This window comes from Burkholderia alba, assembly GCF_034721475.1.
GTDB lineage: Bacteria > Pseudomonadota > Gammaproteobacteria > Burkholderiales > Burkholderiaceae > Burkholderia > Burkholderia alba.
The window spans coordinates 121,752-134,812 of record NZ_JAWJWL010000018.1; the positions used below are offsets into that span (position 1 = coordinate 121,752).

Here is a 13,061-nt window from a genome sequence, read left to right on the forward strand (position 1 = left end):
CGCCTCGCGTCACCGACGCAACCCCTCGCCTGCCCCGCGAGCGGTTTCGCCCTTGGTGCCCGGCTTACTGCACGGGCACCAGCTTGAAATCCACCGGCCGGCTGATCGAGATCTGCTGCGGATCCGCAGCGAGCTTGCCGCTCGCGACATCGCGCCGGAACACGAACACGCTGCCGCTGTCCTGGTTGCCGACGATCAGCCACTTGCCGGTCGGATCGATCGCGAATTCGCGCGGCGTCTTGCCGAGGCTCGACTGGCGTCCGACCAGCTTGAGCCGCCCGTCCGCCGCGTTCACCGCATAGATCACGATCTCGTTCGCGTCGCCGCGATTGCTCGCGTACAGGAACCGCCCGTCCGGCGACAGATGCAGCGCGGCGCCGCCCACCTTGCCCTTGAAGCCCGGCGCCGTCATCGGCACGACCTCGAGCCGGGTGAGCTTGCCGTCGTCGTAGCCGTACACGTCCACGGATGCATCCAGCTCGTTGGTCACGTACGCATAGCGGCCGTTCGCGCTGAACACCATGTGACGCGGGCCGGAGCCGGGTTGCGCGAGCGTGTAGCGGCGATCGGTCGGGCCGAACAGGCCGCGGCCGCCGTCGGGGCTATAACGGTATTCGAAGATCTTGTCCGCGCCGAGATCCTGCACGAACAGATATTTGCCGTCCGGCGAGAACACCGTCGAATGCACATGCGCGCCGTCCTGGCGGCCCTTCACCGGCCCGGTGCCTTCGTGATGCACGTTCAGCAGCGCGCTGCCGACCGCGCCGTTGCCTTCGAGCGGAAACACCGAGAAGCTGCCGCCGGGGTTCGACGCCACCGAGTAATTCGCGGTAACCAGATACTTGCCGTCCGGCGAGAGGCTCAGATAGCACGGATCGTTGCCTTCCGACGACACCCGGTTGACGAAGGTGAGCGTGCCGGTCTTCGCATCGAAATCGAACGCGCTGATGCCGCCGCGCTGGTCGGCCGGCCCGTTGTCGCCGGGCAGTTCGTTGACCGCGTATACGTGGCGGCCGTCGCGGCTCGCGATCAGGTAGGACGGGTTCACGGTCTTCGCCGACGAGACCGGCGTGACGCTGCCCGTGCGGGTATCGAAGCGGTAGACGTAGAGGCCGTCGCTGCCGGCGTCGGTATAGGTGCCGACGAGCAGGTTGTAGAGGCCGTCGGCAGGCGCGGCACCGGTATCTTGCGCAAACGCGTGCGCGGCGGACAGGGAAAGCACGATCGCGAAACCTTTCATCCAGTGAGCGAAACTAAACGGGGAAACGCGCGATGCGGGCGCGCGGGATTGGTCGGGCATCGGAACCTCCTTGCGTCGAACTGTCTCAAGTGTTGTGATGTGGCGAAGCGCGGGCCGCCCTCTGCCCGCTTACGCCGCGCTGCCCGAGTATACGGGGCGCCGCCGTGCGTCGCATAGCGCCCCCCGCGATTGCCCAGATCGTGAACGATCCGACCGGAGAACCGTTGCCCATGCCCGCCCTCATCGAAGACTACGCCCTGGTCGGCGACGGCCATACCGCCGCGCTGATTTCCCGCGACGGCTCCGTCGACTGGCTCTGCTGGCCCCGTTTCGACTCCGGCGCCTGCTTCGCCGCGCTCGTCGGCACGCCGGAGCACGGCCGGTGGCACCTCGCGCCCGCCGCCGACGCACGGGTCACGGCCACCTCGCGCCGCTATCGCGGCGACACGCTGATACTCGAAACCGATTACGAAAGCGCGGACGGCGCGGTCACCGTGATCGACTTCATGCCGCCCGGCAACGGTTGGTCCGAACTCGTGCGGATCGTCGTCGGCCGGCGCGGCGCGATGAAGATGCACACCGAACTGGTGCTGCGCTTCGACTACGGCTTCTCGATTCCGTGGGTCACGCAGCTCTCGCGCGAAGCCGGCATGAAAGCGATCGCGGGACCGGACACCGTCGTGCTGCGCACTCCCGTGCCGCTATCCGGCGAGAATCTGCGCACGGTCGCCGAATTCACCGTGTACGCCGACGAGCGGATCCCGTTCTCGCTGTCCTACGCGCCGTCGCACCTGCGGCTGCCGCCCGCGCGCGAGCCGCTGTCGATGCTCGCGCGCACCGAGAACTACTGGCTCGAATGGTCCGGCCGCTGCCAGGTGCAGGGCCGCTACGCGGCGGACGTGCGGCGCTCGCTGATCACGCTGAAGGCGCTGGCCTACGAGCCGACGGGCGGGATCGTGGCCGCGCCCACCACGTCGCTGCCCGAACAGCTGGGCGGCTCGCGCAATTGGGACTACCGCTACTGCTGGCTGCGCGACGCCACCATCACGCTGCTCGCGCTGATGCGCGGCGGCTACTACGACGAAGCGCGCGCATGGCGCGCGTGGCTGGGCCGCGTGATGGCCGGCTCGCCCGAGCAGATCCAGATCATGTACGGCATTGCCGGCGAACGGCGCCTGCCGGAGATGGAGCTCGACTGGCTGCCCGGCTACCAGGATTCGAAACCGGTGCGAGTCGGCAACGGTGCGGCGAACCAGTTGCAGCTCGACGTGTTCGGCGAAGTGATGGCCGCGCTGCATCTGGCGCGCGTAGGCGGATTGCAAGCCGACGACACGGTGTGGTCGGTGCAATGCACGCTGCTCAAGCACCTGGAGAAGATCTGGCGCGAGCCGGACGAAGGGATCTGGGAGACGCGCGGCGGCCGGCGCCATTTCACGTTCTCGAAGGTGATGGCGTGGGTCGCGTTCGACCGGGCGATCAAGTCGGCCGAGATGTTTCGCCTGCCCGGGCCGCTGGATCACTGGCGGTCGCTGCGCGACGAGATCCACGCGGACGTCTGCGCGAACGCGTGGCACCCGCGCCTGCAGGCATTCACGCAGAGCTACGGCAGCGAGGAACTCGACGCGAGCGTGCTGATGCTGCCGCTGGTCGGCTTCCTGCCGCCGACCGATCCGCGCGTGGCGGGCACGGTCGCGGCGATCGAGCAGGGGCTGATGCATGACGGTCTCGTGCTGCGCTACCACACCACGGAATACGACGACGGGCTGCCGCCGGGCGAAGGCACCTTCCTCGCGTGCAGTTTCTGGCTGGTCGACAATCTGGCGCTGCTCGGCCGCATCGACGACGCGCACCGGCTGTTCCGGCGCCTGCTGTCGCTATCGAACGACCTCGGCCTGCTTGCCGAGGAATACGATCCGGCCGCACAGCGGCTGGTCGGCAATTTCCCTCAGGCGTTCTCGCACGTGGCGCTGGTTCACACGGCGCTCAACCTGATGCATCACGAGGAAGAGATGGCGCAGGCGGCCGGCCAGCCCGCCCCGTTCGAGGCTACCGGCCGTTGAGCGATGCAGCACGCGTTCGACGCGCCGCACACGCGTATTTCCGAGACAGACGGCGGGTAAACCGGCCCGCCCGTTACGCGTCGGCGCCAAGTCACGACACGGTTACACAGCGCAGTCGCTCGTGCGTTCATATTTTCGAGACAAATGTAAGACAAGTTCAGATATCAACGGATGATGCAGGAATGAGGGAAATGCTGCATTGCGGCACGATACAGAGTCCGATATGATCGTCGGCGACTGACCGACCGTTCGCATCCGGAACCGGTTCGATCGCTGACCCACACGGCACGACGCGACGCCCTCGCGCGCCGTCTCCCACCGGGAGCCTGCATGCTTTACCAACTGCACGAATTCCAGCGGGCCATGCTGAGCCCGCTCACGGCCTGGGCCCAGGCCGCGTCCAAATCGTTCGCCAATCCGTCCAGCCCGCTATCGCTCGTTCCGGGCGCGGCGCGCCTGTCGGCCGGCTACGAGCTGCTGTACCGGCTCGGCAAGGATTATGAAAAGCCCGAGTTCGGGATCCATCAGATCGTCAAGGACGGCCACAACATCCCGATCGTCGAGCAGACGATTCTCGAGAAGCCGTTCTGCCGGCTGCTGCGTTTCAAACGCTTCGCCGACGACAGCGAAGCCGTCGAGCAGTTGAAGGACGAACCCGTGGTGCTGGTCTGCGCGCCGCTCTCCGGCCACCATGCGACGCTGCTGCGCGATACCGTGCGCACGCTGCTGCAGGATCACAAGGTCTACATCACCGACTGGGTCGACGCGCGGATGGTGCCCGTCGAGACCGGCCCGTTCCATCTCGACGACTACGTCGACTACATCCAGGCGTTCATCCGCCACATCGGCGCGCGCAACCTGCACGTGATCTCGGTATGCCAGCCGACCGTGCCCGTGCTCGCGGCGATCTCGCTGATGGCGAGCCGCGGCGAGGACACGCCGCTCACGATGACGATGATGGGCGGCCCGATCGACGCCCGCAAGAGCCCGACGTCGGTGAACTCGCTCGCGACGCAGCGCTCGCACGCGTGGTTCGAGAACAACGTGATCCACACGGTGCCGGCCAACTATCCGGGCGAGGGCCGCAAGGTCTATCCCGGCTTCCTGCAGCACACCGGCTTCGTCGCGATGAATCCGGAGCGGCACGCGCAATCGCACTGGGACTTCTACCAGAGCCTGCTGCGCGGCGACGAGGACGACGCCGAAGCGCACCGCCGCTTCTACGACGAGTACAACGCGGTGCTCGACATGGCGGCCGAATACTATCTGGACACGATCCGCGTGGTGTTCCAGGAATTCCGGCTCGCCGAAGGCACCTGGGATGTCGACGGCGAGCGCGTGAATCCGCAGGACATCCGCGACACCGCGCTGATGACGATCGAAGGCGAGCTGGACGACATCTCCGGCAGCGGCCAGACCCACGTGGCGCACGAGCTGTGCACCGGCATCCCGCAGGTACACCGCCGCAGCCTGACCGCCGAGAAGTGCGGCCACTACGGGATTTTCTCGGGTCGCCGCTGGCGCACGATCATCTATCCGCAGTTGCGCGAATTCATCCGAGAGCATGTGCCGCAAGCGAAGGGCGCGACGGCGAAAGCCGCCCCCGTCAAGGTCGCGGCGGCAGCGAAATCCGCGCCGGTCAAAGCCGCCGCGACGAAGCCCGCTCCCGTGAAATCGGCCGCCAAGGCCGCCGCGACGAAATTGCCGCCCGCCAAACGCGCGGCCGCGAAGCCCGTCGCCGCGAAAGCGCCGCGCGCCCGCAAGGCCGCCTGACCGGACGGACCCGCGGGCGGCCCCGCCCGCGTGCCGGATAGCACAACGCGCGCCGCACCGTGCCCATCGCACGGTGCGGCGCGCGTCTTTATCGGGTCCGGCCGCGCCCCTCGCCGCTCAGCGTCTCAGCAGATAGGCAAGCAGCAGTTCGGTATTCATCTTGACCATCTCGGCGCGCTCGTCGGCCGTGCTGAAATCGCGGCCGAGGGTCGCGGCGAGCGTGAAGCGATTCGACACGATGTAGTAGCCGAGCCCGGACAGCGTCACGTAGAACCGCAGCGGATCGACGTCCGAGCGGAACAACCCGGCTTTCTGCCCGCGCGCGAGCACGTTGCCGAGCGTCGTCACGATCGGCGAGATCATCTCGCGGATCCGCGACGACTTCTGCATGTAGCGGGCTTCGTGCAGGTTCTCGTTGTTGATGAGGCGCAGCAGCTCCGGGTGGTCCCGATAGTAGTCCCACACGAAATGCGCGAGCCGCGTGACGGCCTCGACCGGCGCGACGCCGTCGAAATCGAGCACGCGCTCGGCTTCCGTCAGCGCGGAAAACGCGTGTTCCAGCACCGCTGTGAACAACTGCTCCTTGCTGCCGAAGTAGTAGTAGAGCATGCGCTCGTTGGTTTCGGCGCGACGCGCGATCTGGTCGACCCGCGCGCCAAACAACCCCCCACTTGCGAACTCGTCGGCCGCCGCGAGCAGAATGCGGCGCCGGGTTCCTTCAGGATCTCTTTTGATTTTTGGCTGATTCATGGTGGCGTTTTGCTGTGTGAGCCGCGTAATCCGGATCGCGCTGCCGGCGCTTGATCAGCCACCGACAGCGAGGACGGGCGCGCCATGGTTAAGGAACACCCTGCTGCGGTCATGCAAAAAAGCGTTTCGATTATGGCACATGCGTTGTCAAGCGCAATGCGGGAAATCGGCGATAATCCTCACTTGACGAACCCATCCGGCGCGTCCGACCGCACGGCCGCCGCGCCTGTCGCGCGCCCCTGCCCCACGCTGTCACCGTGACCGACATTAAAAAACTCGCGGATCGGATCGAAGATCTGCTGCCCCAGACCCAATGCACGAAGTGCGGCTACGACGGCTGCCGTCCGTACGCCGAAGCGATCGCCGCCGGCCAGGCCGGCTACAACCAGTGCCCGCCGGGCGGCGCCGAGGGCGTCGCCCGCCTCGCCGCGCTGCTCGGCAAGCCCGTGATCCCGCTCAATCCGGTCAACGGCGCGCAACGTCCGCGTCCGCTCGCCGTCATCGACGAACAGCTGTGCATCGGCTGCACGTTGTGCATGCAGGCCTGCCCGGTCGACGCGATCGTCGGCGCGCCCAAGCAGATGCATACGGTGTTGAGCGAGCGCTGCACGGGCTGCGATCTGTGCGTGCCGCCCTGTCCGGTCGACTGTATCGCGATGATTCCAGTCACCGGGGAGCGGACCGGCTGGGATGCCTGGACCCGGCAGCAGGCGGACGACGCCCGCGCGCAACACGACGCCCGACTCGCACGGCAGCGGCGCGAACGCGACGCGGCCGAGGCTCGTGCCGCAGCACGCCGCGCCGCCAGCGCCGCCGCGAGCGCCGCGCCGGTGGAAACGTCCGCCGCGCCCGCCGCCGAGGATCCGGAAGCGAAGAAGCGCGCGATCATCGCCGCCGCGCTCGAGCGGGCACGCAAGAAGAAGGAAGAGCTTGCCGCCCAGGGCGAAGCGCCGAAAAACACCGGCGGCGTGAGCGCCGCCGTGCAGGCGCAGATCGACGCGGCGGACGCGCGCCGTCGCCGCCTGGCCGACCCGCAGCCGGCCGACGACGCAGGCGACGCCGACACCCCACCGCCCAAACAGCCCAAACAGCCCTGACCGCATGAACGCCACGAAACGACGCGCGATCTACGAAACGCTGCAGAGCCTCGACCCGCACCCGACGACCGAACTCGAATACACGACGCCTTTCGAACTGCTGATCGCGGTGATGCTGTCCGCGCAGGCGACCGACGTGTCGGTCAACAAGGCGATGCGCAAGATGTTCCCGGTCGCGAACACGCCGCGGCAAATCGCCGCGCTCGGCGAGGAGGCGGTCGCCGACTACATCAAGACGATCGGCCTGTACCGGACCAAGGCGAAGAACGTCGTCGCGACCTGCAAGATCCTGCTCGACCGGTACGGCGGCGAGGTGCCCGCCGATCGCGAAGCGCTCGAGAGCCTGCCCGGGGTCGGCCGCAAGACCGCCAACGTCGTGCTCAATACGGCATTCGGACATCCGACCATCGCGGTCGACACGCATATCTTCCGCGTCTCCAACCGCACCGGGCTCGCGCCGGGCAAGGACGTCCGCGCGGTCGAGGCCGCGCTCGAGAAATTCACGCCCGCCGAGTTCCGCCAGGACGCGCACCACTGGCTGATCCTGCACGGCCGCTATGTGTGCAAGGCGCGGCGGCCGGAATGCTGGCACTGCGCGATCGAGCCGCTGTGCGAATTCCGTCCCAAGACGCCCGCGCCGACGGCATGACGCGGGCCCGGGCAGCCCGCTTGCCGCGCCGCGCGCGCCCCTGCCGGAACCTCGGCGCACCCCCCGGCAGCTTCGTCGTGCGCCCCGCGGTACGGGCGTGTCGCGGCGCCCTCGCCGGCATCGCTGCGGCGCCCGCCTGCCGCGGCGGCATCGGCCCGGCGCCGAACCGGGCGGCGGCCAACGCCACCGCAACAGCCGGCGGCATAGCGACACGGAGCGGGTGACGCGGCCGATTCCAGCCCCAAGCCCGTGCGGCGCGACCCGCGAACGGTAGGTCGCCACCGGCCGACCCGCCCGGGGAACCCGCTTCGGCAGGCCGGTCCGAGCCGGCGTAAAATGCACGCTTCGCACGGCATCGCGCCGCCCGCCATCCGCATGACGCCCCGCACCATGTTCAATCCCAGCCGCGACGAAGTCCGTCGCTTCTTCACCGACACCTGGCACAAGCAGCGCACCGGCGGCATCCTCACGCCGCTCGAAACCATCGCCGCCGACTGGATCGTCGACCATCCGGAATATCACGCCGATCTCGCCGACCCGGACGGCGCCGCGACGCGCGACTACACGCCGGAGCAGGGCGGCACGAATCCGTTCCTGCACCTGTCGATGCACCTCGCGATCAGCGAGCAGTTGTCGATCGACCAGCCACCCGGCATCCGGGCCGCGCACGACAAGCTCGCCGCCCGCCTGAACTCGACCCACGACGCGCAGCACGCGATCATGGAATGCCTGGGCGAGACCATCTGGGAAGCGCAGCGCACCGGCACGCCGCCCGATTCCGACGCGTACCTGCAGCGCATCCTGCAGCGTGCGTCGCGCGACTAGCCCGCCCCACCCTCGTCGCGGGCAAAAAAATCCCCGCGCGAGGCGGGGTAGCCGGCGCGCGCCGCATCGGGCGCGCCGCGACGCGGCCGGACCCCGGCCGCGCACTTACTTCTTGAATACGAGGCTGCCCGGCAGCGACTCGATGTAGGCCGCGATGTCCTTCATGTCGCTGACCGACAGGCTCTGCACCTGCGCCTGCATGATCGCGTTGTTGCGACCGAGCAGCGGGTTCGAGAGACCCATCTGGTACTGGCGCATCGCCCACACCATGTAGTCGGCATGTTGGCCCGCGAGACGCGGATATTCCGCGTTGATCGGATTGTCGAGCTTCGCGCCGTGACAGGCCGCGCAATTGTGCGCTTCGACCAGCTCCTTGCCCTTCGTCGTGTCGGCTGCATGCGCGGTGCCGATCGCGAGGCCAGCCGCGAACGCAAGCGCCGCCGCCGTCTTGAATGCCGTTTGAGGCTTCTTCATGAATGCTCCTATCCCGCTGATGAGATAAGCAAGCGTGAGCTTACTTGTAGGGATTGTTCTTCGAATCGGGCTTTTGCGCGGCATAGTAGGCCGCGAGATCGGCGATGTCCTGATCCGTCAGCGATTCGGCAATCGCGTTCATCGAGGGGAAATGGCGATCCTTCTTCCGGTAGGCCTTCAGCGCGTTTTCCAGGTACTGCTGGTTCTGGCCGCCGAGGACGGGCACCCGGTAGACCTCCGGGTAAGCCGCGCGGTAACCGGCGATGCCGTGGCAGCCGATACACATCGCAGCCTTGCTTGCCCCGTCCTTCGGGCTGCCGACCACACCGGCCGCCTGCGCGCTGGCTGCGAGCGCCGCAAGCGCTGCGACAACGACATGTTTGCCGACGAATTTGTTCATAGCTTGTCTTGTAACCTAGCTTGAGGGGAAACTGGCGCCCAAAAAGGCAACGGCCCGCGCCGTTATGCTTATAAGGATGCCACGCAGGCCAAAAAAAACGGCCAGATTGTACCGCGTCGGCGGGGAACGCGTCCACCCGGCTCGCCCGGGCCGCCCCCGGCAAGCCCGCGCCGGGCGCTCCGCGCTCAGCCCTGAACGATACCAATCGCCTCGAAAACCCAACAGCCCTTCTGACTTATACTGAGATTTTTTTGCAGGAAGCACGCCGCCATGCGCTTCGAAGGCTCCTCGCACTACGTCGCCACCGACGACCTGAAACTCGCCGTGAACGCCGCGCTGACGCTCCAGCGGCCGCTCCTCATCAAGGGCGAGCCCGGCACCGGCAAGACCATGCTGGCCGAGGAAGTCGCCGCCGCGCTCGGCATGCCGCTGCTGCAATGGCACATCAAGTCGACGACGAAGGCCCAGCAAGGGCTCTACGAGTACGATGCGGTATCGCGGCTGCGCGACTCGCAGCTCGGCGACGCGCGCGTGCAGGACATCTCGAACTACATCGTGAAGGGCGTGCTGTGGCAGGCATTCGCGGCCGACGAACCCGCCGTGCTGCTGATCGACGAGATCGACAAGGCCGACATCGAATTTCCGAACGACCTGCTGCGCGAGCTGGACCGGATGGAGTTCCACGTCTACGAGACCCGCGAGCTGGTGCGCGCGAAGCACCGGCCGCTCGTGATCATCACGTCGAACAACGAGAAGGAACTGCCCGACGCATTCCTGCGCCGCTGCTTCTTCCACTACATCCAGTTCCCCGAGCCGGCCACGATGCAGCGGATCGTCGACGTCCACTTTCCCGGCATCAAGCAGGAATTGCTGCGCGCGGCGCTCGAGAGCTTCTACGAACTGCGCGGCGTCGCCGGCCTGAAGAAGAAGCCGTCGACGTCCGAGTTGCTCGACTGGCTGAAGCTGCTGCTCGCCGAGGACATTCCGCCCGACGCGCTGCGCTCGAAGGACCAGAAGCAGATCGTGCCGCCGCTCGCCGGCGCGCTGCTCAAGAACGAACAGGATCTGAGCCTGTTCGAGCGGCTCGTCTACATGAACCGGCACAACCGCTAGCCGCCGGAGACGCCGCCATGAGCCGCCGGATCGCCCCCGCCCCGCAGCCTGACCCGGCCGGCCGCGCCGCGCCGTCGGCCGGCCGTGCGGAGGTCCGCCCATGCTGATCGATTTCTTCTATTCGCTGCGCGCGGCGAAGCTGCCGGTGTCGGTCAAGGAGTACCTGACGCTGCTCGAAGCGCTGAAGGCCCGCGTGATCGCTCCGTCGCTCGACGAGTTCTACTATCTGTCGCGCCTCACGCTCGTCAAGGACGAGCAGTACTTCGACAAGTTCGACAAGGCGTTCGGCGCATACTTTCACGGCGTATCGGCACTGCCGTCGGAAGCGTTCGAGATCCCGCTCGACTGGCTCGAGAAGCGCCTGCAGCGCGAGCTGACGCCCGAAGAGAAAGCGCAGATCCAGGCGCTCGGCGGCCTCGACAAGCTGATGGACCGTCTGAAGGCGCTGTTCGACGAGCAGAAGGAGCGCCACGAAGGCGGCAACAAATGGATCGGCACCGGCGGCACGTCGCCGTTCGGCCACGGCGGCTACAACCCCGAGGGCATCCGCATCGGCGGGCCATCGGCCGGCAACCGCACGGCGGTAAAAGTATGGGAAGCGCGCGCGTACCGCGACTACGACGATTCCGTCGAGCTGGGTACCCGCAACATCAAGGTCGCGCTGCGCCGGCTGCGCCGCTTCGCGCGCGAAGGCGCGGCCGAAGAGCTGGATCTGCCCGGCACGATCCGCAGCACCGCGGCCAACGCGGGCTGGCTCGACCTGCGGATGGTGCCCGAGCGGCACAACAACGTGAAAGTGCTGATGCTGCTCGACGTCGGCGGCTCGATGGACGACCACATCAAGCGCACCGAGGAGCTGTTCTCCGCCGCGAAGGCCGAATTCAAGCATCTCGAGTTCTACTACTTCCACAATTGCGTCTACGACCATCTGTGGAAGCACAACCGCCGGCGCCACGCCGAGCGCACGCCGACCTGGGACGTGCTGCACAAGTTCACGCCCGACTACAAGCTGATTTTCGTCGGCGACGCGACCATGAGCCCCTACGAGGTGCTGCAGCCGGGCGGCTCCGTCGAGTACAACAATCCCGAAGCGGGCGCCGTGTGGCTGCGGCGGCTCGCCGACCAGTTCCCGCATTTCGCCTGGCTCAACCCGGAACCCGAGCGCCTGTGGGAATACCGGCAATCGATCGCGGTGATCCGCGAAGTGCTCGGCCAGCGCATGTATCCCCTCACGCTCGCGGGCCTCGAAACCGCGATGCGCGTCCTCAGCAAATGATCCCGCCGCAATAACAACAAACACGCTACACCGGAGACACCTTCATGAATCAACCGCCTGCCCCCGACCTGTCGCAGGCAGCCGCGGCGCGCGCGGCGCCGCCGCCGCGCTTCCTCGCCGACACGTCGGTATCGGCGCTGGTCGCGGGCTTCGTCGCGATGATGACGGGCTACACCAGCTCGCTCGTGCTGATGTTCCAGGCCGGCCGCGCCGCGCACCTCACGGACGCGCAGATCTCGTCGTGGATCTGGGCGCTGTCGATCGGCATGGCGCTGACGACGATCGGCCTGTCGCTGCGCTTTCGCGCACCGATCGTGGTCGCATGGTCGACGCCGGGCGCGGCGCTGCTCGTCGCCTCGCTGCCGGGCGTCCCGTATCCGCAGGCGATCGGCGCATTCATCGTCTGCGCGCTGCTGCTGACCGCCGTGGGCCTGAGCGGCATGTTCGACAGCCTGATGAAGCGGATCCCGGCCGGGATCGCCGCCGCGCTACTCGCCGGCATCCTGTTCGAGATCGGCATCGAAATCTTCCGGGCCGCGCAGTTCCAGACCGCGCTCGTCCTCGTGATGTTCTTCACCTACCTGATCGTGAAGCGCTGCGCGCCGCGCTATGCGATCGTCACGACGCTCGTCGCCGGCACCGCGATGGCCGGGATGCTCGGCCTGCTCGATTTCAGCCGCTTTCACGTCGCGCTCGCGCAGCCGGTGTTCACGCGGCCGTCGTTCTCGCTCGCGGCGATCGTCAGCATCGGCATTCCGCTGTTCGTGGTCGCGATGGCATCGCAGAACGTGCCGGGCATCGCCGTGCTGCGCGCCGACGGCTACCGGACGCCGTCGGCGCCGCTCATCGCGACGACCGGCCTCGCATCGCTCGCGCTCGCGCCGTTCGGCTCGCACGGCGTCAATCTCGCCGCGATCACCGCCGCGATCTGCACCGGCCCCGAGGCGCACGAGCAGCACGCGAAGCGCTACACGGCCGCCGTCTGGTGCGGCGTGTTCTATCTGCTCGCGGGCGTGTTCGGCGCGACCATCGCCGCACTGTTCGCCGCGCTGCCGAAAGCGCTCGTCGTGTCCGTCGCGGCGCTCGCGCTGTTCGGCTCGATCATGAGCGGACTCGCGAACGCGATGCAGGACCTCAGGCAGCGCGAAGCGGCGCTCGTGACCTTCATGGTGACGGCGTCGGGCCTGACCTTGCTGTCGATCGGCTCGGCGTTCTGGGGCCTGGTCGCGGGCATCGCCACTCAGGTGATCCTGAACGCGCGCCGCACGGCCTGAGGCCGCCGCGCAGCCGCCCGGCGGAATCCGGCCTAGAATAGAGGGTCCGGCCGCCGCGCGCCCGCGGCGGCCGCCCCGCTTCGCCGCCGCGCACGTTCGGCGCGGCACCTTCGTCGAACCCGGCGCGCAG

At 67.7% G+C, this 13,061-nt stretch carries 12 protein-coding genes; 8 read left to right on the top strand and 4 right to left on the bottom strand.

Features of this window, described 5'->3' with window-relative positions:
- Positions 1 to 64 precede the first annotated feature (64 nt).
- Positions 65 to 1,240 (bottom strand): lactonase family protein, encoded by a 1,176-nt coding sequence (locus RZR99_RS20900; RefSeq protein WP_323121717.1) that lies wholly within the window; start codon positions 1,238 to 1,240, stop codon positions 65 to 67.
- Between the two features lie 230 nt (positions 1,241 to 1,470).
- Between RZR99_RS20900 and RZR99_RS20905 the strand changes: the two genes are divergently transcribed.
- A complete protein-coding gene (locus RZR99_RS20905) occupies positions 1,471 to 3,300 on the top strand; it encodes a glycoside hydrolase family 15 protein (RefSeq protein WP_323121679.1) in 1,830 nt (609 codons plus the stop codon).
- A 330-nt stretch (positions 3,301 to 3,630) separates the two neighbouring features.
- Complete coding sequence (locus tag RZR99_RS20910; RefSeq protein ID WP_323121680.1) at positions 3,631 to 5,073, top strand: polyhydroxyalkanoate depolymerase; 1,443 nt, start codon at positions 3,631 to 3,633, stop codon at positions 5,071 to 5,073.
- Between the two features lie 117 nt (positions 5,074 to 5,190).
- Here the strand turns inward: RZR99_RS20910 and RZR99_RS20915 are convergent, their stop codons facing one another.
- Positions 5,191 to 5,823 carry a TetR family transcriptional regulator gene (locus RZR99_RS20915; RefSeq protein WP_323121681.1) on the bottom strand — a complete coding sequence of 211 codons (633 nt, stop codon included), beginning with the start codon at positions 5,821 to 5,823 and terminating at the stop codon, positions 5,191 to 5,193.
- Between the two features lie 257 nt (positions 5,824 to 6,080).
- On the opposite strand from RZR99_RS20915, the gene rsxB reads away from it, so the two are divergent.
- The 3 genes from rsxB (at position 6,081) to RZR99_RS20930 (ending at position 8,394) form a co-directional block, all read left to right on the top strand.
- Positions 6,081 to 6,920, top strand: a complete 840-nt coding sequence (gene rsxB / locus RZR99_RS20920; RefSeq protein WP_323121682.1) for an electron transport complex subunit RsxB — start codon at positions 6,081 to 6,083, stop codon at positions 6,918 to 6,920.
- 4 nt (positions 6,921 to 6,924) lie between these two features.
- Positions 6,925 to 7,569, top strand: a complete 645-nt coding sequence (gene nth / locus RZR99_RS20925; protein ID WP_323121683.1) for an endonuclease III — start codon at positions 6,925 to 6,927, stop codon at positions 7,567 to 7,569.
- A gap of 390 nt (positions 7,570 to 7,959) precedes the next feature.
- Positions 7,960 to 8,394, top strand: a complete 435-nt coding sequence (locus tag RZR99_RS20930; protein WP_323121718.1) for a DUF1841 family protein — start codon at positions 7,960 to 7,962, stop codon at positions 8,392 to 8,394.
- A 105-nt stretch (positions 8,395 to 8,499) separates the two neighbouring features.
- Here RZR99_RS20930 and RZR99_RS20935 read toward each other — a convergent pair whose 3' ends face one another.
- Complete coding sequence (locus tag RZR99_RS20935; RefSeq protein ID WP_323121684.1) at positions 8,500 to 8,868, bottom strand: c-type cytochrome; 369 nt, start codon at positions 8,866 to 8,868, stop codon at positions 8,500 to 8,502.
- A 40-nt stretch (positions 8,869 to 8,908) separates the two neighbouring features.
- On the bottom strand, positions 8,909 to 9,268 hold the full coding sequence (locus tag RZR99_RS20940; protein WP_323121685.1) for a c-type cytochrome: 360 nt from the start codon (positions 9,266 to 9,268) through the stop codon (positions 8,909 to 8,911).
- 270 nt (positions 9,269 to 9,538) lie between these two features.
- Between RZR99_RS20940 and RZR99_RS20945 the strand changes: the two genes are divergently transcribed.
- The 3 genes from RZR99_RS20945 to RZR99_RS20955 all read left to right on the top strand — a co-directional run bounded on the left by RZR99_RS20945 (position 9,539) and on the right by RZR99_RS20955 (position 12,931).
- The gene (locus tag RZR99_RS20945; protein WP_323121686.1) at positions 9,539 to 10,381 is read left to right on the top strand and encodes an AAA family ATPase; all 843 of its coding nucleotides are present in this window, start codon (positions 9,539 to 9,541) and stop codon (positions 10,379 to 10,381) included.
- A 100-nt stretch (positions 10,382 to 10,481) separates the two neighbouring features.
- The gene (locus tag RZR99_RS20950) at positions 10,482 to 11,657 is read left to right on the top strand and encodes a vWA domain-containing protein (RefSeq protein ID WP_323121687.1); all 1,176 of its coding nucleotides are present in this window, start codon (positions 10,482 to 10,484) and stop codon (positions 11,655 to 11,657) included.
- 44 nt (positions 11,658 to 11,701) lie between these two features.
- Positions 11,702 to 12,931 carry a benzoate/H(+) symporter BenE family transporter gene (locus RZR99_RS20955; protein ID WP_323121688.1) on the top strand — a complete coding sequence of 410 codons (1,230 nt, stop codon included), beginning with the start codon at positions 11,702 to 11,704 and terminating at the stop codon, positions 12,929 to 12,931.
- The last annotated feature ends 130 nt before the right edge of the window (positions 12,932 to 13,061 follow it).